The sequence below is a fragment of the Kurthia sibirica genome, assembly GCF_003143975.1.
Classification (GTDB): Bacteria; Bacillota; Bacilli; order Bacillales_A; family Planococcaceae; genus Kurthia; species Kurthia sibirica.
The window spans coordinates 75,280-97,521 of the sequence record NZ_QFVR01000005.1 but is presented as its reverse complement, the minus strand read 5'-3'; the positions used below and the strand labels follow the sequence as shown (position 1 = coordinate 97,521).

24 protein-coding genes, 1 riboswitch and 1 other annotated feature are annotated in these 22,242 nt (G+C 35.6%); of the genes, 17 read left to right on the top strand and 7 right to left on the bottom strand.

The window, feature by feature from the left end; all coding sequences use genetic code 11:
- Positions 1 to 298 precede the first annotated feature (298 nt).
- Genes thiE through thiM form a run of 3 tightly spaced genes read right to left on the bottom strand, consistent with a single transcriptional unit; the run spans position 299 to position 2,492 of the window.
- Positions 299 to 931: a thiamine phosphate synthase gene (gene thiE / locus DEX24_RS05450; protein WP_109305398.1), complete on the bottom strand. Its 633-nt coding sequence runs from the start codon at positions 929 to 931 to the stop codon at positions 299 to 301.
- Positions 921 to 1,742: a bifunctional hydroxymethylpyrimidine kinase/phosphomethylpyrimidine kinase gene (gene thiD, locus DEX24_RS05445; RefSeq protein ID WP_211310118.1), complete on the bottom strand. Its 822-nt coding sequence runs from the start codon at positions 1,740 to 1,742 to the stop codon at positions 921 to 923. Before thiD ends, thiE begins: the two co-directional genes overlap by 11 nt.
- A 3-nt stretch (positions 1,743 to 1,745) precedes the next feature.
- On the bottom strand, positions 1,746 to 2,492 hold the full coding sequence (gene thiM, locus DEX24_RS05440; RefSeq protein ID WP_109305396.1) for a hydroxyethylthiazole kinase: 747 nt from the start codon (positions 2,490 to 2,492) through the stop codon (positions 1,746 to 1,748).
- A gap of 52 nt (positions 2,493 to 2,544) precedes the next feature.
- Positions 2,545 to 2,642: riboswitch (TPP riboswitch) on the bottom strand.
- 106 nt (positions 2,643 to 2,748) lie between these two features.
- On the opposite strand from thiM, the gene DEX24_RS05435 reads away from it, so the two are divergent.
- Positions 2,749 to 3,219 carry a hypothetical protein gene (locus DEX24_RS05435; RefSeq protein WP_109305395.1) on the top strand — a complete coding sequence of 157 codons (471 nt, stop codon included), beginning with the start codon at positions 2,749 to 2,751 and terminating at the stop codon, positions 3,217 to 3,219.
- Between the two features lie 203 nt (positions 3,220 to 3,422).
- Here DEX24_RS05435 and DEX24_RS05430 read toward each other — a convergent pair whose 3' ends face one another.
- A complete protein-coding gene (locus tag DEX24_RS05430; RefSeq protein ID WP_109305394.1) occupies positions 3,423 to 4,004 on the bottom strand; it encodes a PadR family transcriptional regulator in 582 nt (193 codons plus the stop codon).
- A gap of 277 nt (positions 4,005 to 4,281) precedes the next feature.
- Here DEX24_RS05430 and DEX24_RS05425 point away from each other — a divergent pair, with 277 nt between their 5' ends.
- The 6 genes from DEX24_RS05425 to DEX24_RS05395 all read left to right on the top strand — a co-directional run bounded on the left by DEX24_RS05425 (position 4,282) and on the right by DEX24_RS05395 (position 10,403).
- Positions 4,282 to 5,421, top strand: coding sequence for a sensor histidine kinase (locus DEX24_RS05425; protein WP_109305393.1), 1,140 nt, complete (start codon positions 4,282 to 4,284; stop codon positions 5,419 to 5,421).
- A 23-nt stretch (positions 5,422 to 5,444) separates the two neighbouring features.
- A complete protein-coding gene (locus tag DEX24_RS05420) occupies positions 5,445 to 6,098 on the top strand; it encodes a peptidylprolyl isomerase (RefSeq protein WP_109305392.1) in 654 nt (217 codons plus the stop codon).
- 233 nt (positions 6,099 to 6,331) lie between these two features.
- A complete protein-coding gene (locus DEX24_RS05415) occupies positions 6,332 to 7,177 on the top strand; it encodes an RsiV family protein (RefSeq protein ID WP_109305391.1) in 846 nt (281 codons plus the stop codon).
- Between the two features lie 577 nt (positions 7,178 to 7,754).
- Positions 7,755 to 8,336, top strand: coding sequence for a TetR/AcrR family transcriptional regulator (locus DEX24_RS05405; protein ID WP_109305389.1), 582 nt, complete (start codon positions 7,755 to 7,757; stop codon positions 8,334 to 8,336).
- A 109-nt stretch (positions 8,337 to 8,445) separates the two neighbouring features.
- Entirely contained in the window at positions 8,446 to 9,813 is a 1,368-nt protein-coding gene (locus tag DEX24_RS05400; RefSeq protein ID WP_109305505.1) for a DHA2 family efflux MFS transporter permease subunit, read from the top strand.
- Positions 9,814 to 9,929: 116 nt separating this feature from the next.
- Positions 9,930 to 10,403 (top strand): hypothetical protein, encoded by a 474-nt coding sequence (locus tag DEX24_RS05395; RefSeq protein WP_109305388.1) that lies wholly within the window; start codon positions 9,930 to 9,932, stop codon positions 10,401 to 10,403.
- Between the two features lie 130 nt (positions 10,404 to 10,533).
- Here the strand turns inward: DEX24_RS05395 and DEX24_RS05390 are convergent, their stop codons facing one another.
- Positions 10,534 to 11,064 carry a hypothetical protein gene (locus DEX24_RS05390; RefSeq protein ID WP_109305387.1) on the bottom strand — a complete coding sequence of 177 codons (531 nt, stop codon included), beginning with the start codon at positions 11,062 to 11,064 and terminating at the stop codon, positions 10,534 to 10,536.
- 184 nt (positions 11,065 to 11,248) lie between these two features.
- Here DEX24_RS05390 and DEX24_RS05385 point away from each other — a divergent pair, with 184 nt between their 5' ends.
- The 9 genes from DEX24_RS05385 to DEX24_RS05345 all read left to right on the top strand — a co-directional run bounded on the left by DEX24_RS05385 (position 11,249) and on the right by DEX24_RS05345 (position 20,241).
- Positions 11,249 to 11,902 (top strand): alpha/beta hydrolase, encoded by a 654-nt coding sequence (locus tag DEX24_RS05385; protein WP_109305386.1) that lies wholly within the window; start codon positions 11,249 to 11,251, stop codon positions 11,900 to 11,902.
- A gap of 514 nt (positions 11,903 to 12,416) precedes the next feature.
- Positions 12,417 to 12,737: a hypothetical protein gene (locus DEX24_RS05380; RefSeq protein ID WP_109305385.1), complete on the top strand. Its 321-nt coding sequence runs from the start codon at positions 12,417 to 12,419 to the stop codon at positions 12,735 to 12,737.
- 99 nt (positions 12,738 to 12,836) lie between these two features.
- Positions 12,837 to 13,053: a binding site (T-box leader), on the top strand.
- Between the two features lie 70 nt (positions 13,054 to 13,123).
- Positions 13,124 to 14,143, top strand: a complete 1,020-nt coding sequence (gene trpD, locus DEX24_RS05375) for an anthranilate phosphoribosyltransferase (protein WP_109305384.1) — start codon at positions 13,124 to 13,126, stop codon at positions 14,141 to 14,143.
- Between the two features lies 1 nt (position 14,144).
- Positions 14,145 to 14,930, top strand: coding sequence for an indole-3-glycerol phosphate synthase TrpC (trpC, locus tag DEX24_RS05370; protein ID WP_109305383.1), 786 nt, complete (start codon positions 14,145 to 14,147; stop codon positions 14,928 to 14,930).
- Entirely contained in the window at positions 14,927 to 15,547 is a 621-nt protein-coding gene (locus DEX24_RS05365; protein ID WP_109305382.1) for a phosphoribosylanthranilate isomerase, read from the top strand. Before trpC ends, DEX24_RS05365 begins: the two co-directional genes overlap by 4 nt.
- A complete protein-coding gene (gene trpB, locus DEX24_RS05360; protein WP_109305381.1) occupies positions 15,544 to 16,734 on the top strand; it encodes a tryptophan synthase subunit beta in 1,191 nt (396 codons plus the stop codon). The genes DEX24_RS05365 and trpB overlap by 4 nt, the downstream gene beginning before the upstream one ends.
- A complete protein-coding gene (gene trpA / locus DEX24_RS05355; protein ID WP_109305380.1) occupies positions 16,727 to 17,506 on the top strand; it encodes a tryptophan synthase subunit alpha in 780 nt (259 codons plus the stop codon). The genes trpB and trpA overlap by 8 nt, the downstream gene beginning before the upstream one ends.
- Positions 17,507 to 17,706: 200 nt before the next feature.
- Positions 17,707 to 19,041, top strand: coding sequence for a DUF1254 domain-containing protein (locus tag DEX24_RS05350; RefSeq protein WP_109305379.1), 1,335 nt, complete (start codon positions 17,707 to 17,709; stop codon positions 19,039 to 19,041).
- Positions 19,042 to 19,344: 303 nt separating this feature from the next.
- A complete protein-coding gene (locus DEX24_RS05345; RefSeq protein WP_170112855.1) occupies positions 19,345 to 20,241 on the top strand; it encodes a DUF4003 family protein in 897 nt (298 codons plus the stop codon).
- Positions 20,242 to 20,437: 196 nt separating this feature from the next.
- Here DEX24_RS05345 and DEX24_RS05340 read toward each other — a convergent pair whose 3' ends face one another.
- Positions 20,438 to 21,160 carry a Fic/DOC family protein gene (locus DEX24_RS05340; protein WP_109305377.1) on the bottom strand — a complete coding sequence of 241 codons (723 nt, stop codon included), beginning with the start codon at positions 21,158 to 21,160 and terminating at the stop codon, positions 20,438 to 20,440.
- Complete coding sequence (locus DEX24_RS05335; RefSeq protein ID WP_109305376.1) at positions 21,160 to 21,345, bottom strand: antitoxin VbhA family protein; 186 nt, start codon at positions 21,343 to 21,345, stop codon at positions 21,160 to 21,162. Before DEX24_RS05335 ends, DEX24_RS05340 begins: the two co-directional genes overlap by 1 nt.
- Positions 21,346 to 21,596: 251 nt before the next feature.
- On the opposite strand from DEX24_RS05335, the gene DEX24_RS05330 reads away from it, so the two are divergent.
- A complete protein-coding gene (locus DEX24_RS05330; RefSeq protein WP_109305375.1) occupies positions 21,597 to 22,214 on the top strand; it encodes a carboxymuconolactone decarboxylase family protein in 618 nt (205 codons plus the stop codon).
- Positions 22,215 to 22,242: the final 28 nt, after the last annotated feature.

Genomic DNA, 22,242 nt, shown 5'->3' with positions numbered 1-22,242 from the left:
CCTAATTTGCAATTAAGTGTATCATTTGATTGATGAAAAGAAAATGAGCCTGAGACAAACGTATTTTCAACAGAGAAAATCCCATATGATTTTTCGAAATCATATGGGATTATTCATTTCAATCAATTTTCGCTTCAAAAAACGCTTTCCGCGGACATGGCTTCAAAATCCTCGTCACTGCATTTCTGTGGGATTTTCAGCTTATGCTATTCCCGTAGGAGTCATTTTCTACGCGTTTAATTGATTTGATTATTCGTATGGGAGACATACTATTTTTGTTCTGTCTCAGGCTCATTTTTTACAAATGATGAAATTGTCTTGTTGCAGCTTGTGGGTCATTGGCAGCTGAAATGGCTGAAATAACTGATAAACCATCTGCACCATGAGCTAATACTGAAGCGGCATTATCAAGTGTAATACCCCCAATTGCAACAATGGGCATTGTAGGACAATGGCGTTTGGCCTCAGTAATAAAGTCAACACCACAAGGTTTTTTTGCATCATTCTTTGAAGCTGTCGCGAATATAGGACCAATCCCGACATAGTTCACATCTTGTTGAACAGCTAATTCGAGTTCTGATAAAGTATGAACAGAAAGGCCAATTATTTTATTGGGAAATTTATTTTTAAAGCTTGATACAGCAGCATCATCTTGTCCAACATGAATGCCATCTGCATCTAATTGTAAAGCAAGTTCGATATTATCATTTACGATAAAGGGTACCTGATAGCGATGACATAAAACTTGGCATTTTTGTGCAAATCGGATAGAGGCAGCACCTGTCAATGCCGTGTCACCTTTCTCTCGTAATTGAAAACAGGTAATGCCACCTTGTAAGGCTTGTTCTAAAACTTGAAGGGCCTGTGTTTCACCAGCAGGGAAATTTTGGCTACCCATGATAAAATAGAGCTTTAAATAATCAGTGCGCATCCGGATCACCTGTTTTTCTTAATGCGTTATTGAAAGCAAAGTGATTGGTTGGTCCATGTCCATGACCGATACCCAAGCCATCGCTAATCGCGTGGAAAATAAAGTCTTTTGCTTGTTTAATGGCTTCATCTACGTTTAAACCATATGCAATGCCAGCTGTTATAGCAGCAGAGAATGTACATCCCGTGCCATGTGTATCCTTTGTTGCGATGCGTTGCGAGGAATAAGTCAATACGCGACCATCTTTGAAGTAGAGGCGATCAGTGGCTGCATGATCTTCAGCGATATGCCCGCCCTTCATGATAATCATTTCTGGCCCCATTTGTAAGAGGAGAGCAGCTGCTTGATGAACATCATCAATGGTAGTGATTTTTGTATTCGTCAACTGCTCAGCTTCTGGAATATTCGGCGTTAAAATGGTTGCAAGTGGTAGTAAATGAGTGATCATGGCATCCATGGCTTCCGTTTTCAAAAGTGTAGCCCCTCCCTTAGCAATCATGACAGGATCGATAATGAGTGGGATTTTTTCTTGCTGTAGACGTTCGGATACTGCGCGAATGATGTCTGAAGAGAATAACATGCCGGTTTTAATAGCAGAGACATCAAAATCATCTAAAATAGCATTTAATTGAGCGATAACAAAGTCGCTTGGTACAGCCTGTACATCATGTACACCAAGTGTATTTTGAGCAGTTAATGCTGTAATGACTGAAGTACCAAAAGTTTGTAATTCTTGAAATGTTTTTAAATCAGCTTGAATACCTGCACCGCCACCACAATCAGAGCCGGCAATGGTCAAAGTAACTGGAATCATTTAATTCACTCCTAGGTGTAATTGATTGAGTAGGGAATAGTGGAAGTCACCTAAGGCAGGTGATGTTAAAGCAGCTTGCTCAGCCATTTTTTTATAGTCTTTATGCAGTGCTACAATAGCTTGTAATGGGTTGGCAGGTGAAGAGGCTAACACTGCTACACAAAGAGCCGAAAGTAGACAACCTGCCCCCGTCACTTGCTCCATCCAACGATGTCCCCCTGTTACTTGACTTGTCGCCAGCCCATCGGTAATAATATCTACCTCGCCACTCACTGCGACGATGCACTGATATTGTATGGCTAGGGCTTCGGCCGCTGCTGTAATATTATAATTCACGTCACCAGCATCAACGCCACGTGACATGTTGTCAATATTACTTAAAGCAGCTAGTTCACCTGCATTACAGCGAATCATCGAAAACTGAATTTCTTGTACTAATTGTTGCGTCACCAATTTTCGATAGGCAGAAGCACCACAACCAACTGGATCAAGAACGACAAATTTATGTAAGTCATTCGCTTTTTTCCCCGCAACAAGCATAGATTTGACAGTCCGTTCGTTTAAAGTACCGATATTAAGTAGCAAACCATCTGAAAGTGTTGTAACATCTTCAACTTCCAATAGTTCATCGGCCATAATAGGCGATGCATGTAATGCAAGTAAAGCGTTTGCAGTAAAGTTTGCAACAACGTAATTTGTTATGCAGTGCACAATTGGTTTTTTTGCGCGAATGGTATCCCAAGTCATAGCAATGACCTCCTTTAATTTAGAATGACAATGAAAAAAAGACTCCAATGCAAAAAGGAGTCTTCATGCTCCCTTCGTCAGTATTAACTGACAGGTTCAAAGGGTCAGGTTTAACCTTCTCAACTCATTAGAGTTCCCCCGCAAAACATTTGTCACCTATAACCATACCAAAAAGGCTACCTATTTTCAATAAAATGATAGTTTGTGGTTTTTTAAATTACTGAAATTCGTTATACTATTTAATGGAGGGGTTTCGTTGAAAAAATTATCATGGTACATATCTTTAGGTATCACCTTTATCGGTTTTTTAGTTATCAATCATTATTTTACATTGCAGAGTGATGAACCATTAGGCAATATAAATCCTGCTTTTATACCTTTAGTGATTTTAGTACCATTTGTTGCAGTAAGTTTATTCATTACTTTTGCAGTAGGTAGCGAATATTTTACACATGCATCTAAATCAAAAATTATGATTGCTTTTTTTCTTGCCATCCTAATCTTTATTTTGGCAGGTGGTACAGAATATCAATATATTCAATCTCAAATTGAAGAATTTAATGGTACTTGGGCAGATCCGGGGTCACTGATATACAATATGACTCCGTTTAACAGCTATACAAATGGTTGGTATTTAAATGAATCGGTATTTCTAATCATTCATACAATTGCATTTTTACTAGGTATTTTTAAAAAGACAGTAGTTGAAACGCCTGAAAAAGAATAAAAAAAGAGCCTGAGATAAACGTATTTTCAATAGAGATAATCCCGTATGATTTTTCGAAATCATACGGGATTATTCATTTCAATTCAAGTCATTTCCGCTTCGAAAAACACTTTCCGCGGACATGGCTTCAAACGCCTCGTCACTGCGTTCCTATGGGGTTTTCAGCGCGTTCAATTGATTTGATTATTCGTATGGGAGACATACTATTTTTGTTCTGTCCCAGGCTCTTTTTTTCTTTCAGTTGTTGACTGAAGATGTTTTTTTAATGAATCCCGTAATTGGGCCAGCCATGTAAGATTATCATCATACGATTTTGAAGCATGTGAAAAAATAAGTTGTAAATGTGCAATATTTGTTAATTCAGGATGTTCAGCGACGCGTTCAATCGTGCCAATACGTTGTGATTCACGAACGATGACCTCATCAAGAATAATAACGACTTGATCAAGTTTGACATAATCTAAAAATAAAATAGGTATGTACAAAGATTGTACGTTCGTCAATAATATATTATCAAATGATTGATAGATTAAGTCACGTAAATATTGTTGACCACTTTCTGTAATCGTGTAGACAGTTTTATCTGGCCGATTTTCAAGTGCTACTGTTTCTACAGCTGTAATATAATTTTTTTTCAATAATGAATCAAAATGGTAGTATAGTTTACCATCGCTTATTTTAAAACTGGGATCAATTTCCACTACCCGTTCAAAGATTTTCAAAATCATATACGGGTGAAAATTTTTCTTTGATAAAATACCTAATATAAATAACTTAACAAACATTAAAACTACCTCCAAATAAAAAAACTGTCCTCCTTGTATAGTACATGATAATTTTTGTTTTCTCTATGGTTTTCCACTATTTTACATACTGTTTAAAAGATAGGGTGAGCGTCTTGTTCGCTAGATAAGGTCTTGTTTGTTGAAAGGCGGACTTAAAAAGAATAGTTAAGTGGATAAGTGGAATAGAATGCTGTATAACGCCTGTCAGAGTAAAAGTTTTCACTAGGTTTCGTGCTGTTTTTTCGCTATACTTACTAGAAAGAGGAGCTGAACAGTTTTGTCAAATTGGTATGCTATTATACCGAAGCATCCTATCTATAGTATCTTAGGTTGGATTTTCATTTGTTTTATCCCATATTATATTATCTTTAAAAATCAAAGCTTTACCGTACAAAGTATAGCAGCTGCGGTATTGATTACGTATTTAATCTGTGTATATATGGATTTTTCACAACCAGGTCGTTTAAGTTATATGTGGCTTTCTTTTGAAATGATTATTAATGCCGTTATGGCTATTTTATTCGGTTATTTTTATTTTGCGCTATTTACAGCGTTTTTGATTGGACGTATTCGCAATAAAGTAGGTTTCTTTATTATGTATGGTTTTCATATTGCCATTACAGTGGGTTCTATTTTATCAGGTTTCTTCATTGAAACAGAACTGTATATACAGCAAATTCCCTTCATGGTTGTCGTCGTTTTTGGCGTAATATTAGCACCTTTCTACTTATTTAGCCGCACGCAAAGTGATCAGTTAGAGCTTAAGTTAAAATCTGCTGAGAGTCGTATACATGAACTGAGCATTGTGGAAGAAAGACAGCGTATAGCTCGAGATCTTCACGATACATTAGGTCAAAAACTATCGATGATTGGTTTAAAGCTTGATTTAGCCATCCGACTGGTCGATAAAGACAAGGAACAAGCAAAGCTGGAGTTAGGCGATATTCGTAAAGTATCAAGTATGGCATTAAAAGAAGTACGTGAAATGGTATCAGACATGAAAAAAATTAAAATTGAAGATGAATTGCTCCATGTACAAGAAATACTGGAAGTAGCCAATATTGATTTGAAATTAAAAGGCAAGATTAAGCTTGATTCTGTACCATTAATTTTAGAAAATACATTAAGTATGTGTTTGAAGGAAGCGGTTAATAATATTGTTCGTCATAGTAAAGCAACGAAGTGTTATATTCGTATAGAGCAAACAGCAAAAGAAATTCGTATGACAATCGCAGATGATGGTATTGGTTATAATGTGAATGATAAGCATTATGGTAATGGTATAAAAGGGATAATGGAGCGTATTCAATTCGTCAACGGTCAAGTACAGTTTGAATCGACAAAAGGCTTTACGATTAAAATTATCGTGCCATTAGTAATTGTTTATCATGAGGACAATGGTAAGTCACTATTATAGTAGGTAAAGGGGATTAATGACAGATGACGTCAAAGTGGTTTAAACTAATACTGCCGATCATGGCAATCTTATTTATTGTAGCAGCATGTGGTAAAGATGACCAAGCTACTGACAAGCAAAAAACACCAGCAAATGATCAATATGAGAAAAAAGTAAAAGAAAATCCAATTGCTACAATTACAATGGCAAACAATAAAAAAATCATCATTGAACTAGAACCTAAAGTAGCACCAAACACTGTTGCGAATTTTATTGCCCTCGCAAATAGCGGGTTCTATGATGGCCTGTTATTCCATCGTATTATTGATGGTTTCATGATTCAAGGTGGGGATCCACAAGGAAATGGCTCAGGTGGACCGGATTACACTATTAAAGGTGAGTTCACGAATAATGATTTTGATAATAAACTTGCACATGAGCGAGGTGTAATCTCGATGGCTCGCTCACAAGATAAGGATTCAGCAGGGTCACAGTTCTTTATCATGCAGGCGGACAGTGAAAATTTAAATAATGAATATGCTGCTTTCGGTAAAGTTACTAGCGGTATGACTACAGTCGATAAAATTGCCAAGTCACCAAAAAATAGTGCAGATAAACCAAATGAAGATCAAGTGATGGTATCGGTAAAAGTAGATACAAAAGGCTTTGATTATCCAGCTCCAAATAAAATAAAATAGTCGATTATACGGCCCAATGAATGGAATGACTACACCATTTCATTGCGTAAATACAAGCCTTGTATTTACTGGTAGATATTTGGGTCTTGAAAAAATAGTATGTTCCAGTAAACTTAATTAAGTTAAACCGTCGAACTCATTTAATCGACGGTTTTTTTAATGAATAAATAATAAGAAGTAGGGCAGGACTGCAATGATGACGCAGCGTACTATTCAAGTAGGAGATGTGACAGTTGGGTAACGAGCCACCAGTAAATAAAGAAATGTCTAAAATAAAGAAAAGAAATCCTGAAAAAACGTATAAAAAATCACTTTATACGAATCGAATGATCTGGATGAGTGGTTTCATTAGTATTACAATAGTCACTTTAATTATGACGATGAACATCAGTACAACTTTCGCAAATACAGTAGGTAAAATACCGCTAGTCGGCCAAGTACTAGAGGTACTATCAACAAATCGTGATGATGAAAGTGTACAAAAAAATACATTAAAAGTAAAAGTAATGGAAAAAAATACGACTGAAAATGAATTAAACAATAAATATATTCAGGAAGCACGGCGTCAATACACACATTTTGAAACGCATTTAATGACCTTAAAAAAATCCGGAGATTTAGCGCTTACCTCCCATTATAAGGTGTTGCAGAATACGCAGAATCTATATGTTTTACAGCATTATACAGCAGCTACGTCAGCAACGGTATCACCTCAATTGACCTATGATGTCGTAGATCCAAAAGCAAAAATAATGCTTACATTACCCATATTATTTAGAGATGATCACTATATTGATATTATTTCCAATCATATAAAAAAACAAATGATCAATGACATGAAACAAGCAACTAATGAAAAGACTTATTATATAGCGGCAGCATCGCAATATGGTGAACACGATGCTGAAAATTTTAAAAAAATTAAGCCTAATCAGCAATTTTATATAAACGGCCAGAAACAACTCGTCATCGTTTTTGACGAAAACGTTGTGGCACCACGTTTTATGGGCAATGTTAAATTTCCAATTCCGACAAAGATACTACAACAAAATTTAGTATCTAATGAATATATCGAATAAAGTAATCCTCTCTAGTCTATATTGAGGAACAAAAACAAGTTTATACAAAAAATAGCTATTCATATGGCTAAATAAAGTAAAGTAAAGCTTGCTAAAATTCCTTCTCACCACTTAGATAAATCAAAGAGAAAGTTTATTGCAAAAAGAGTATAGGCTATGAAACTTCTCTAGAAATAATTATTAACGAGTAGCACACTCCTTCCAAGTTCGCTCAAGAATTTGGAACTATGCTTTTTGGAATGGCTAGTATAGGGTATCTCACCGCTAATCAAGATATACGTGTAGCGCGTGATCCTATTAGCTGTCCTATGCCACTGAAAAGGTAAATGATGTTGGCACAACTTAGCAAAATGGTAACAGTAAGAAATGATATGCAAACAGGTGAAATAGCTGGAAGTTGTAGGGCAATAACATGCTCAAAAACTCAAACTTGTAGTCGAATGACATTTAAACTTCTCTCTAACAGATCACTACTAGTTGAGCAAGCACTTGTTTCACTGACAGAATGATTGACTTACTAAAATAAAAATACTATTATAATAAATAGACCGATTACTATAATTCGAGGTGTTTACTTGTGACAGAGAAGATAAGTTCGCGGGATAAAATATTGCATACAGCTAGTCGATTATTTCATCTGAATGGTTATCATGCTACTGGTTTAAGTCAAATTTTGAAGGAAAGCGGTGCCCCTAAAGGCTCCTTATACTATCATTTCCCCCATGGCAAAGAACAATTAGCTTCAGAAGCAATTGATGTTTTCAAAGATATTATTGCAACGAATATTTACACGAATATCGACTTATCTCTGGATCCCATTATCGCATTTCAACAACATCTCCGAACGATTGCCGAAACATTTGATGATATTGATAAAATCCCAGAAAATGCAATATCGATTCCAATTGGGTTATTAGCGTTGGAAACGGCACTGGTAAACGAAAATTTGCGCATTAAATGTGAGCATACATATTTATTGTGGGAAAGCATATATAAAGATAAGTTAATTGCCTATGGGTATGATGAAGCAAAGGCAACCTATATTAGCAGTGTTATAAATTGCTTTATAGAGGGTGGTATCACACTCTGTTTAACAAAGAAATCAAGCAAACCATTACGTGATATAATTGAATTACTTCCTTTATTATTAACCAAATAATAAAGGTGATTTTTTGGTTAATATTATATAGACCGGTCTAATTTATTAAGAGGAGCAATTCATTTTGACAAATAATAATCAAGTAATCGAAGTACGCAGTGCGAAAAAAATGGCATTTGTGCTAATGTTAGGTGCTTTTATAGGGCTTTTTAGTGAAACCGCATTAAATATGGCATTAACAAATATAATGGTAGATTTCTCTATCAATGAAGCACAGGCGCAATGGTTAACAACAGGGTATTTATTGACTCTAGGTATATTAGTACCTGTATCTTCCCTTATTATTAAATGGTATACGACAAAACAATTAGTGGTTGTCGCATTAGTTTTATCAATTATTGGAACGATTCTAGGTGCATTAGCGCCATCATTTAGTCTGTTAATAACAGCACGAATTATCCAAGCATTAGGGACAGGTATTTTATTACCACTAATGATGAATGTGATATTAGTTATTTTTCCTATTCAAAAACGTGGCATGGTAATGGGGTTAATGGGCCTAGTAATTACGACTGCACCAGCAATCGGACCAACGATTGCTGGCTTAATTGTCGATCTATTAGATTGGACATATATTTTCTGGTTGAGCTTAGTATTTTACAGTGTGTTATTAGTATTTGGTACGCGCCAAATTGATAATGTATCAACCATTACAAAACCAAAAATTAGTGTTATTTCAATTTTGTTATCTACTATTGGTTTTGGTGGATTAATTTATAGCTTGAGTACGATTGCAGAAAAATCATTGAATTCACCACAGGTACTGATACCCCTTTTGATTGGAATCATTAGTTTAATATCATTTATAGTACTTCAATTGAACTTAAAAACACCAATGATTAATTTACGTGTCTTTAAATTTTCTATGTTCTCATTAGGGACAGCACAGTTATTTTTAGGGATGGTACTTATACTAGCAAATGCAATATTATTGCCGTTATATTTAAAAGGTGCGCTATTTTATAGTGCAGCAATTGCAGGATTAATTTTATTACCAGGTAGTGCTTTAAATGCAATATTATCGCCTGTTATTGGGCGTGCTTTTGATAAAATTGGCGCCAAAAAATTAGTACCAGCAGGGTTTATTCTTATCGTAATTGGTAGTTTATTGTTTGTGACAACCTTGTCAGCTGATGTAGCAATTTGGAAAATTATTATTGCAAATATGTTTTATTTTGCTGGTGTATCTATGATTATCATGCCAGCGCAAACAAACGGACTAAATCAACTGCCACGTACGATGTATACCGATGGGGCAGCTGTTATGAATACATTACAACAAATTGCTGGAGCAGCGGGTACAGCAATTGCAATTACCTTAATGATTCAAGGGCAAAAATACTTCATGATAGACAATCCATCAGCTGTTGCACAGGAGATTTTAGCAGCGGGTACAAAATATGCCTTTTACTTCATTACAGCAGTAGCGGTAGTTGGTTTTATAAGTGCACTATTTATAAAAAGAGAAAAACAATAAACCTCTCTAGTCTATATATAAAACCAAAAAAAGTTTATAACAATATTAAACAGAGCTAAATTCATATGGTACAATACTATACAGTAGCATTAACCACATGATTAGGAGTAGATTATATGAAAAAAAGATGGACAATAGTAGGAGCAATATTAATCGTGATCGCTATTTCAGCCATGTCGACATACGAAAATAATGACAAGCAACAAAAAGCTATCCATACTATTATTGAAAAAGCACCATCTATTAACAAAGTGGAAATTGTGCATAATGGTGATGTTTTAAAACTTACAGGTAAAGAGGCAAAACCATTTATTATAGAAACACCATTGGTTCATATCGAAAAATTTGAACGCAATGATCGCCAATATTTTGATAAAAAACCTAACTATACGATTCACTATTTTTCTGATCATAAAGAAATTTATGCCGTAGAAATTTTAAACATGAAGAAAAAAATGCCTTCAAATAATTTAACTGATTATATAATGAATGAGCATCAGTTAGTCAAATGGCAGGGCTATCAAATGCTCCTATCAGAACATAGTAAAATAAATGATTTAATAGTCTTCTATAATAAACAATCTGAGTAGATTAACAAAACAATGAATGCTAGTGAAGAAATAGTCTGTGTCTTACGAAGATGCGTGCGACAATTCACTAGCGTTTTTTTTATATTAAAATTCTCCTAGAATCGCCAAAAATAGTGAGTCGCTTCAAGTGTTATAACATTAAATAGGACCTAAATAAACGTTTCGTTTTTGGTGGCTGTAGTGCATATTCTATGGCTTGTAAAGGTACTGGAATCCTGATAAATTGCTCTGTAATTATTGTAGCCTTGCCCTGAAGATCAATATCAATTTGAGTCGCCATATCAATGATTGCTTGTTGGTTTGTATGGAGGATGGTAGCGACCATATTGGTCTGTAATTGTGCACCAAAAAGGAGAATGGCCACTGTGCGATAGGTTGTTGATAAATTACTTAACAAGTGTCGCTTATAATCATAGCGTTCAACCGCCCGTGAAATATGTTTACGGAGCATCCAAGTATAGAATAACTCTTCTCTTTTTAATTGATGAATGGTGCGTATACAGTCCTCAGTAGCTTCACATAAAGTGTCTATCGCTATTTTTTCATCATTCGTATAGGTGTGAATAATTTTATAGAGTTGACTCCGATGTAAAAGAAGCAAAGTATGTAAACTTATTTTATTCCCTCGAATGGCGCTACGAATTAGTTTAATTTCGTTCATATAGATAACCTCCTCTACTTATTAGAGGTTGAAAATACACAAAAAGTTTCACTTTTAGTACACAAAAATAAAAACAGGAAAAAAGTTTGTTCTACTGAAAGTAGATCTAGGCACTTGGAATTTACGGAAAGCCTGTTCTTATGCTATTATTAGTATAATTCAGTTTGAAAGGAAGTATTATTTTATGAATTCTCCATTTATTTTTGATTATACCGCACCACAAAATGCACAAGAAAATACACAGTATCCAGCAGTCTTTTTACTACATGGTATGGGTAGTAATGAAAAAGACTTACCGGGACTATTAAATAACTTACACGAACCATGTCATATTTTTAGTTTGCAAGGCCCCATCATACAAGCTCCTGGTTATGCATTTTTCACAATTGAAGAATTTGGTAAACCAGATCGTCTTGTTTTTGATAAAATTGTCCTTCATATTAAAGCTTTTATTGAAGAAGCAATCGAAGAATATGCCATTGATTCGACAAAAATCTTCCTTTTAGGGTTTAGCCAAGGTGCTATTTTAACGCAAACATTATCCCTTATACTAGGTTCTGATAAACTTGCGGGAGCAGTTGTTTTAAGTGGTTATTTGCCCCAACATGTTAAAGATGAGTATGGTAAAGAAAGCGTAGCTGGTTTACCGATGCTAATCACACATGGCAAGATGGATTATGTTTTACCACTCCAATGGGGTGAAAATTCACGTGATTTCTTCAAGCATCAAAAAGCATTAGTAAATTATATGGAATTTGATGATGGTCATGGCGTTACACAAGCTGTGCAAACAGAGATCATTCGCTTTCTTTCACACCATATGCAAATCAACTCATAATACATGTCATTTGGGCAGTATGTTCACGATCTTATATCGTTGAATATACTGTTTTTTTCTATCTTTGTCCTTATTTTTCATGTCCTAAAGAATAATGATTCGGGATTTAGATAACTTATTTGTTTGTGAAATCAATTGTATATAGTCAAAAGTTGTAAGGGTGAACAGCGTTTATTTTGTACTATTTAACTAGTTATACAAGAAAAACCAACGTGCAAATTACCCGTTTTTTCTCATTTCTCTGACGAATTGTAAAAATGATTAGAAAGTAATGCCCTTTTTTTACCACTTGTAATAAAGTTGTCATATTGTTATTTATTAAAAAACAAATAGGGTATAAAGGCTTAATTATAAGCATTATAATCAATATATTAAAGTTTAACATTTTCAAAAATAAGCCTTTAGCTTCAGCTGAGGAATCAGGATAATGACGAAATGACCTTATCCATTTGCAATAAAGATGTATTTCTATTACATTAAATAAGAATTAGCAATCTATAGAAGAGGTGAGCACATGAAAAAGTTTAGATGTCCGGTTTGTGGATACAAAGGATTAACACGTAGGCCATATGACTATTCCATGCGTGGTTCCGATGAGATTTGTAATTGCTGTGGCACACAGCATCAATTCACCCGCTCCACAGCAGCTTTAGAACAGCAGAGAGCTACTTGGATGATTAAGGGCAATCCTATTTTTAAATCGAGTCTTTATCCAGCACATTATATGGATGAACATGGACAGATTACAAAAACCCAGTTAATAAGACAATTTAATGCAATTGGTATGAATGCAGAAATTTGCTTAGAAGATGTCTTGATGATATCAAGCCCTTGACAGCTTATATAAAAAAGAATAATATGAACACAATACTTTTAGAACATTTGAGCAGAAGACATTGATAGCAGTGTCAGTCTCATTAAAAATAGCAGAGCTGAGAAATTGTAGAGTAAGAGTAGTAGTATAGTGGAGCTAGTATAAGAGAATCAGTGGTTGGTGGAAACTGATCTAGCTTGCATACGAATGGACTTATGAGAGCATTCATGAAATTAGTAGTAGTGAATGACGTTTAATCCACGTTATAGGATGTTGAGATAAAGAATAGATTTATTCTTTAACTTGAGGTGGCACCGCGAATAGTATCGTCCTCATGAAGGTTTTTTCCTTCATGGGGACTTTTTTATTTTAAAAGTACATGAGAGATGAGATGAGGAGAGTTGAGCATGCAAAAAATATACGATAAATTACACCATCAACAGCATTTAACATATGAGGAAATGACACAGTTAGCGCAACTGTTATTTAATGAAGAGACACCGGAAGAAGTAATTGAGAAGCTATTACTTGCTTTAGCCGCAAAAGGTGAAACTGCACATGAAATTGCTGCATTGGTAGCAGTCATGAAAAGTTATGCTAATAAAATACCTCATTTAGAAGAGGTAGATTATATCGATAATTGTGGGACAGGTGGAGATGGATTAAAGAGTTTTAATATTAGTACTGCTTCAGCCTTTGTATTGGCCGCTGCTGGATTAAAGGTTGCAAAACATGGCAATCGTAAAGTTTCGAGTTCATCTGGTAGTACCGATATTCTAGAGGAGTTAGGAATTATGTCTACTCAAAGCGTTGAAGAATTAAGTGATTCACTGAAAAAAGATAATATCGCCTTTATATTTGCACCTACAATTCACCCTAAATTAAAAAGAATTGGCAAAATCAGAGCGAAGATAGCAAAACCGACAATTTTCAATTTAGTTGGACCATTAGCGAATCCCATTGACTTAGCTTATCAGCTAACAGGTATTAATCGCCCAGAATTTTTAATGGACTATGCCACAGTCATGCAAAAAATCGGCCGTAAACGGGCAGTTGTTGTCTCTGGAGAACAAGGAATGGATGAAGCATCACTTGCAGGTGTTAATCACTGTGTATTAATGGATGGCCAAGAACTTATACCATTTACTATTACTGCACAAGATGTTGGACTCGCAAGTCAACCAATAGAAGCTGTCACTGGCGGTACGCCAAAACAGAATGCTGCCATATTAATTCGTATTTTACAAGGCCATCGAGATGCTTACTTTGATACGGTAGCATTTAATGCCGGATTAGCCCTATTTGCCGCTAACAAAGTGTCAACAGTTCAGCAGGGTGTCAAATTAGCAATCGATACCTTACTATCTGGCAAAGCCTTACGCAAATTACAGGCAGTATCAACTACTATGAAAATGGAGGTCTTATAAAATGACAATCCTACAGCAAATTCTCGATGAAAAAGTGAATAAGGTTGCAGAATTGAAGATGAAAAAGGCAACTTTGAACTTTGATTTACCCTTGTACTCCTTATATGATGCGTTAATACAAAAAGATACTTTGCAAATCATTGCAGAAATCAAGCGAGCTTCACCATCAAAAGGCATCATCAAAGCAAATGTAGATGTCGTTAAACAAGCACAACAATATGAAGCAGCTGGTGCTGCATGCATATCTGTTTTAACAGATGAACCATTTTTTAAAGGTAGTTATGAAGATTTACGCAAAGTAGCACAAGCAGTATCAATTCCTGTATTATGCAAAGACTTTATACTAGATGAAATTCAAATTGATTATGCTAGAGCAAATGGAGCATCCGTTATTTTATTGATCGTTGCAGCATTAGAGTCAGAGCGTTTACGTGAATTATATACCTATGCAAATCAGATGAATCTCGCCATTCTTGTAGAAGTTCATAGCGTAGAAGAATATGAGCGTGCACATGCTCTTGGCGCAAAAATAATCGGTATAAATAATCGAAATCTTAAAAACTTCGAAGTTGATTTAAAACATACGCAAACGATTGCTAAAGCATTTTCTAACAACACAGATCAGGTATTAGTGAGTGAATCGGGTATTAAAAATACCGAGGATGCTAAAATGGTTTCCGCATATGGGGCATCGGCAATATTAGTAGGTGAAACTCTAATGAAGTCTGAAAATGTTGAAGCGGCACTTCAAATGCTAGCGGTAAAGAAAGTACGTGAAGTAGAATGACAAAAATTAAAATTTGTGGATTAATGACAAAAGAACATGTCAATCATACTGTAGCAGCGGGAGCAGATGCGATTGGCTTTGTCTTTGCTGCTAGTAAAAGACAGATAAATATTGAAACCGCGCAGCAATTGGCTAAGGATATTCCTTCTTCAATATTAAAAGTTGGCGTTTTCGTAAATGAATCAGTCGAAAATATGATTCATATCGCCAAAACAGTGCCTTTGGATATGATTCAGCTACATGGGGATGAAAGCTCACAAGTAATTGAGGCATTGCCATTTCCCACCATTAAAGCCTTCTCAGTTCGAAGCAAGAAAGACGTCGAAAAAGCGTCAACTTGCACAAGCGAATATTTATTATTCGATGCACCCGGAACAGATTTCAAAGGTGGCAGTGGTAATCAATTTGATTGGTCATTACTTGACGACCTTCACATTGATCGCCAGCGTGTTATTTTGGCAGGTGGGCTCAATAGTTCGAATATAGCACAAGCAATCAATCAGGTAGCACCAGCAATCATCGACGTATCATCTGGTGTTGAAACAGCAGGCGTGAAAGATCCACAGAAAATCACAGCCTTACTCAATTTATTAAGAAGCGGAGCGTGTACTAAATGACAACAACAAATGGACGATTCGGACGATTCGGTGGACAATACGTACCTGAAACATTAATGACAGCATTAATTGAATTAGAAGAAGCCTATAATGAAGCAAAAAAAGATGCATCATTTAACGCAGAGTTACATGATTATTTAAAAGATTATGTTGGGCGTGAAAATCCTCTCTATCATGCAAAAAGCCTTAGCAAAAAATTAGGTGGTGCTCAAATTTATTTAAAACGTGAAGATTTAAATCATACAGGTGCTCATAAAATTAATAATGCTTTGGGACAAGTACTATTAGCTAAACGTATGGGTAAAACCAAAGTTGTTGCTGAAACTGGTGCCGGTCAACATGGTGTCGCCACAGCCACTGTTTGTGCATTGTTTGATATTGAATGTGTTGTATTTATGGGACGTGAAGATGTAAAACGTCAAGAATTGAATGTCTTCCGTATGGAACTTTTAGGGGCAACCGTGATTCCAGTTGATGCTGGTTCTGCAACATTAAAAGACGCATGTAATGAGGCATTACGTTACTGGGTTGCAAACGTACATGATACGCACTATATTTTAGGGTCTGCATTAGGTCCACATCCCTTCCCAACAATCGTTAAAGATTTCCAACGTGTGATTGGTGATGAAACCCGCAGACAGATTTTAGAAAAAACGGGTCGATTACCTGATGCTATTGTGGCATGTGTTGGTGGAGGAAGTAATGCAATAGGCATGTTTACACCCTTTATTGAAGATCAGGCAGTTAAATTATATGGCGTTGAAGCGGCAGGTAAAGGTATTCAATCTGGTGAACACGCAGCAGCATTTGCTACGAGTAAAGAAGGGGTACTTCATGGAGCCTATATGTATATTTTACAAGATGATGATGGCATGATTCAGGAGGCTGTATCCATATCTGCTGGATTAGATTATCCAGCAGTGGGGCCGGAACATTGCCATTTAGGTGATATTGGTCGTGTGGAATATACTTCCGCTACAGATGAAGAAGCGCTTGAAGGTTTTCAGTTATTGACAAAAACAGAGGGGATTATTCCTGCACTCGAAAGTTCTCATGCAATTTCCTTTGCATCTAAATTAGCACAAACTATGTCTACAGAAGAAATTTTGGTCATCTGTCTATCCGGTCGTGGTGATAAAGATGTAGATCAAGTACGCCAAGTATTAGGAGGGAAATCCAATGACTAAAACACTACAAGCCGTTATCGAACAGACTACTACACAAGGTAATAAAGCGTTTGTACCCTATATTATGGCAGGTGATGGTGGTTTAGAAAAAACAAAAGACACCATTTTGTACTTACAAAAATCCGGGGCAACTGCCATTGAAATCGGCATTCCATTTTCAGATCCAGTAGCAGATGGGCCAACCATTCAACAAGCCGGTTTACGTGCATTAGCACAAAAAGTAAGTTTACGTAAAATAATCGCCTTTTTAACAACGATAAAGCACGAAGTGAAAATACCTCTCGTAATCATGACGTATTTAAATCCGATTATCCAATATGGTATTCCTAAATTCATTTCAGATATAAAGGAAGCCAATATTAAAGGTTTGATTATACCGGATATGCCTTTCGAAGAATCATCTATAATTAATGATGTCCTAGTACCGGATGATGATATTGCGCTAATTCCTTTGATTTCATTAACAAGTCCACAAACTAGAATTGAAAAGATTTTACATGAGTCAGAAGGCTTTGTTTATGCAGTGACAATTAATGGGATTACAGGTAGTGGATCAGCATTTTCACAAGATTTACAACATCATTTGAAAAAATTAAAATCAATAGCGCCTATACCTGTATTAGCAGGTTTTGGTATTTCATCCCATGACCATGCTGTAATCGTAGGAGAAAATATTGATGGCGTTATTGTTGGCAGTGCCATTGTTGAAGCTTTACATCTCAATGACTTTGCAACAATTGATGCTTTTTTTCCACAACAAACATCCATCTAACAACTCACTGAGCCTGAGACAAAGTATTTTCAACAGAGAAAATCCCGTATGATTTTTCGAAATCATACGGGATTTTTCATTTCAATCCATTTCCGCTTCGAAAAATGCAGAATACTTAAAAAGGGCAATTTGTTTAAATCACACAAATAAGGGAATGAAAATGGTATTAATTTCATACTAAATGAAACGGAGTGAATATCATGTCAACACGAGTTCAGTTACAAGAATTAGCTACCAAAGCATATATTTATTTTTATCCACTAGTGAGCATGGAAATGACAAGATTACAATTTCTCCATTCAGATCCAAAATCAAATCCAAGTTTAGTTGCTGCCGGACCTTTAAATCGTGTAGGTCATTTTAGAAATTTTCCGAGCGCAGATATAAAGACAGTTGTACGTGTTAATTTTGATACATTATACTCGACAGGCTGGGTCGATTTATCTCAAGGACCCGTTGTTCTATCGGTTGGTGAAAATACAGTGAAACGGTATTATGAGTTACCACTTCACGATATGTGGTCAGATTCATTTGCCATTCCTGGGTCGCGTACAACAGGATATGAGGCACAAAATTTTCTGATTACCCCAAGTTGCTGGTCTGGAGATGTGCCAGAAGGGATGCAGGTTATTAAATCCCCTACACTTTATGCCTGGTTAATCGGTCGTGTACAAGCGCAAGGGGAGGATGACCCTACGCTCCGAGAGTTTCAAGATTCCATAAAGTTCACCCCCTTAAATAATTGGTTGTCTGGAGAAGCAGTTCAATTAAAAGATGTGCCAAAGCGAGATGATCTTATTCTATCAAAACCCGTTACGTATGTTGTAAATGAAATGAGCGCACAACAGTATTACACGATGGCATTAGAAGCATTACAAGTAAATAAGCCCCATCTCTCTGATTGGTCTATTATTGCACAATTGAAGAAAATCGGCTTAGAGGCAGGTAAAAAATTTGACGATTTACCAATCGATATACAAGAGGTTTTACAGGATAGTATGCAACTAGGTTTGCAAAAACTAATGGAAGAAACACCTAAAATTGCTCATGTCTACAATGGCTGGCAAGTTAATAACTCCGTTATGGGTGTTTATGGCAATGAGTATTTAAAACGAGCGGTAATTGCTCTCATAGCTTTAGGGGCCAACCCAGTCGATGAAGCAATTTATCCTTTTGCACAAAGTGATGAAAATGGCGAAAAATTGGTAAGTGAAAAAAATTATGTGATTCATTTTGACAAAGATCAATTACCACCTGTACATGCTTTTTGGTCTTTGACAATGTACGATCAAGATGGTTTTCAAGTAGATAATGAGCTTGGACGTTTTGCACTTGGCGACCGTAATAATTTAAGCTATAATGCAGACGGTTCATTAGATATATATATACAACATAAAAGACCGCATGCTAATTTAATAACTAACTGGTTACCTTCTCCACCGAATGGTGAAATTGGTTTAACGATGCGCCTCTACAACCCAACAGAAGCAATTGCCTTATTACAATGGCTACCACCTGTTATTTCGACAAACTAACCTAAATAACCACACTACTTCTTGCAGAAAGTAGTGTGGTTATTTAATTTTCTATATAGAATCCTACCACTTGAGCAAAGAATAAATGTTAATCGCTAGTTTAGTAGTTACGGTCCATTTAGCACTCATGTGCAGATGTTACCGTATGCCTAATAACGGTGGACGGACTAGACTCAAAACAGTGGAATGCATATGATTATACATAGAAAATTGAAACTTTTTACCAGTTAAAACGTATAATAAAATGGGGAGGCGATTTATATCGAAAATCAATTAGCGTTATTTGAAGACAATCAGCAGAAATTGCTGGCACATAAAAATTGGACAGATTCAAAGATTACTATTTTAACACTCGCAATAGCTGGATCCGTAGGTTCTAAGCAGATCAATAATAAACAGTTTTTTGCAGATGTCAATTGGATTAAAGAGCAGTCTGGCTGGTTTTCGACAATTCGCAATCAACCATATATTCAGTATGTCTATGCTCACTATATGCAAGGTGATAAAAAAGTCTATAACCGAATAATCCAAAATAAAAAATATCTCGATCAACATAAACTTAAACATGCAATATATAGTCATTTAGCCGCTCCATTACTACTGAATGGCCAAGAACAAAAACAAGCAAGTGCTGCTAGAGAACTCTATCGTGCTGGGGCGAAAAAACAAATTTTTTTAACTTCTGGTAATGATATTTCTACCTTAGTGGTATTGGCGGGCCGCTATATCAATTCACCTTTTGAAGAAATGAGTATAACTGTACGACTTTACTACGATGAATTGAGAAAAGAAAATTTTTCATTAGGAAATAATTTACAAACTATGGCGCAATTTTTACTGTGGCAAAGTCCTACATATGTAGACCATCTTGTTACATACTGCAAAGCAATCCGTCTTCACTTAGAACAATTAGGCGTCGTCATCAAATCAAGTATGTATCCATTTATTGCTATTTTAGCATTGAAACAAGTCAAAGATCATGAATTAGAAACAGTGGTCGACAATTTTTTTGCTATTCGAGGTAATTTCAATTTATCTTGGCAACCCGCACATGCCTTTTACATGGCCGTCCAATGTTTTTTAAATACTTGTGTCATACAAAATGAAGAACATCAGTCTTTAAATCAGTTATTGACGTCTTACATGCTGTGTACAATTGGTGGTCAAACAATTATTAGTCAACAAAACCTACAACATTAGCGACACAGCACTACAATTTTGAGACACTATGAAAATACCTATTCACCAGCCAATTGACGGTTAATTACCGGCGATTGGCTGGTTAGTTTTGTTTGAATTCGGATATGAGTATACTAGTACAAGAAAATAAAAGGTGTGGAATGCATAAGAAACAGTCAAAAAGAAAATGAGTTCACTTCTTAAAGAAAGAAGGAACTCATTGAGATTCATCTGGTTTAGTATAAAATGGCTTTTCTTCATAGTTTGTTACATCGTATTTCCCGATAGATTGATATTTTGTGGAATCTATTTTAGTTGGTTCGGTTATTTCTGATAAATTGAACATTAAAGCATCTAAAATGATATGTTGCAAATAACTAGGTTCGGGCGCTTCATCAACAGCAGCCATGACCAGTGCATTGCGCAAATAGTTTGCATTTTGAGAAAGTAATTCCGCATGAAAAGATAATTCATATTTATCAGCAAATAGTTTGATAAAGATAGAGACAGCGCGGGTATTTCCTTCACGATAAGGATGTACACGCCAAATATCTGTCATAAATTTGGTGATCTGTGAGGGAAGTTGAGGATTTTGGTGTGACCATTCAATTTGTGAAGCCCATTGGAAAATATTTTTTAAATCATTAACGATGTGTTTTTTATCGCTATAAATAATAGATAGGCCATTTAATACGCTTTCATTTTTGTAAATATTGATTGTTCGAAATTCTCCAGCCCATGTATAAAGCTCTTCGAATAAGAAACGGTGAATCGTTTGTAGGCACGTATAATGAGTAAAGTCTAATTCATTAAGTTTGCTGTGAATGTCGATAATTCCTGCAATTAACAGTTGAGCTTCTACGTCGATTAATTCATTCTCATCAATAATATGGAGCTTATTTATTAATACACTAGAATTTTGATAAACATATGGATCCATTAATTTGATGTCTTCGCATATTTTTTAAGAATAGCTTGTTTTAACTGGTCAGATGTAACTCGACCATTCTCATATTCAGTCAGCAAATTTTTGGTAAATGCAGATGGCGTTCCACCATCTAGTGCTGCCATACCTACAGCAAATTGAACTTGTTTTTTTCGGTCTAGGTGTGAATAAATGTTCATATGATACACCCCTTCGTAAATAGTAAGTTTATTATATCAGTTTCTGTTGTAAAGTTCAAAAACTCACTAATGTTCATGTGATAATATAAGCAGAAATTACACTGTGCAACAGAAGCTTAATTATTGTTCCTACAGAAAAAATGCCGTTCGTAGATATGAATTTCTCTACCTGACTCTTTAACGAAAGATGTTTTTATTTTGTAATAAAAAAGGGTAATAGATTATATGCCATATTTTTAGGAGTGAGCAAGATGACGAAAGAAATAGAAGAGTTAACACCGCAGCAATTAAAATATTTTAAAAAATTTAGCGAAGTTGCGTTAACAGAAGGCGCCTTATCCTCAAAGGAAAAGGCGATTATTGCCGTTGCTGTTGCGACAGCATTAACATGTACAAATTGTTTAGACGGTCATACAAAACAAGCAAAAATGTCTGGCGCTTCTTTACAGCAACTGCTAGAAGCGGTATTTGTCGTAGCCGCTGTTGAAGCAGGTGGAGCTGTGACACATAGTACCAATATGCATAATGCGATTGATGATGAGGTAGACGATGTTTTATACAAAAAATCAAATTTAGAAAAGTTACCTTTATTAAATAATCATGCTGGGTCTGCATTTAAAGGTTATATTGGTTTTAGTAAATTCGCTATGAAAGAAGGCGCTCTATCAATCAAAATGAAAGAAACTATAGCAGTAGCCATTGCCCATGCTACATTATGTCCCTATTGCATTGATGTGCATACACGTAATGCAATAAAAGAAGGGGCGACTATTGAAGAATTGTCAGAAGCGGTATTAGTTGCAGCAGCAATTATGGCCGGTAATGCTTTTAATAGAACTGAACAAATCATCACGAGTTTTCATGCATAAAAAAACCACGCAGTAAGAACTGCGTGGT

What these genes read in the sequence shown, in the direction of transcription:
- trpD (WP_109305384.1), top strand. Translation starts at nt 13,124, where the DNA reads ATGCAAAAAATATACGATAAATTACACCATCAACAGCATTTAACATAT.
- DEX24_RS05420 (WP_109305392.1), top strand. Translation starts at nt 5,445, where the DNA reads ATGACGTCAAAGTGGTTTAAACTAATACTGCCGATCATGGCAATCTTA.
- DEX24_RS05430 (WP_109305394.1), bottom strand. Translation starts at nt 4,004, where the DNA reads ATGTTTGTTAAGTTATTTATATTAGGTATTTTATCAAAGAAAAATTTT.
- DEX24_RS05380 (WP_109305385.1), top strand. Translation starts at nt 12,417, where the DNA reads ATGAAAAAGTTTAGATGTCCGGTTTGTGGATACAAAGGATTAACACGT.
- DEX24_RS05365 (WP_109305382.1), top strand. Translation starts at nt 14,927, where the DNA reads ATGACAAAAATTAAAATTTGTGGATTAATGACAAAAGAACATGTCAAT.
- DEX24_RS05385 (WP_109305386.1), top strand. Translation starts at nt 11,249, where the DNA reads ATGAATTCTCCATTTATTTTTGATTATACCGCACCACAAAATGCACAA.
- DEX24_RS05400 (WP_109305505.1), top strand. Translation starts at nt 8,446, where the DNA reads ATGGCATTTGTGCTAATGTTAGGTGCTTTTATAGGGCTTTTTAGTGAA.
- thiE (WP_109305398.1), bottom strand. Translation starts at nt 931, where the DNA reads ATGCGCACTGATTATTTAAAGCTCTATTTTATCATGGGTAGCCAAAAT.
- DEX24_RS05395 (WP_109305388.1), top strand. Translation starts at nt 9,930, where the DNA reads ATGAAAAAAAGATGGACAATAGTAGGAGCAATATTAATCGTGATCGCT.
- thiM (WP_109305396.1), bottom strand. Translation starts at nt 2,492, where the DNA reads ATGACTTGGGATACCATTCGCGCAAAAAAACCAATTGTGCACTGCATA.
- DEX24_RS05335 (WP_109305376.1), bottom strand. Translation starts at nt 21,345, where the DNA reads ATGAACATTTATTCACACCTAGACCGAAAAAAACAAGTTCAATTTGCT.
- DEX24_RS05340 (WP_109305377.1), bottom strand. Translation starts at nt 21,160, where the DNA reads ATGGATCCATATGTTTATCAAAATTCTAGTGTATTAATAAATAAGCTC.
- DEX24_RS05390 (WP_109305387.1), bottom strand. Translation starts at nt 11,064, where the DNA reads ATGAACGAAATTAAACTAATTCGTAGCGCCATTCGAGGGAATAAAATA.
- trpB (WP_109305381.1), top strand. Translation starts at nt 15,544, where the DNA reads ATGACAACAACAAATGGACGATTCGGACGATTCGGTGGACAATACGTA.
- DEX24_RS05350 (WP_109305379.1), top strand. Translation starts at nt 17,707, where the DNA reads ATGTCAACACGAGTTCAGTTACAAGAATTAGCTACCAAAGCATATATT.
- trpA (WP_109305380.1), top strand. Translation starts at nt 16,727, where the DNA reads ATGACTAAAACACTACAAGCCGTTATCGAACAGACTACTACACAAGGT.
- DEX24_RS05330 (WP_109305375.1), top strand. Translation starts at nt 21,597, where the DNA reads ATGACGAAAGAAATAGAAGAGTTAACACCGCAGCAATTAAAATATTTT.
- trpC (WP_109305383.1), top strand. Translation starts at nt 14,145, where the DNA reads ATGACAATCCTACAGCAAATTCTCGATGAAAAAGTGAATAAGGTTGCA.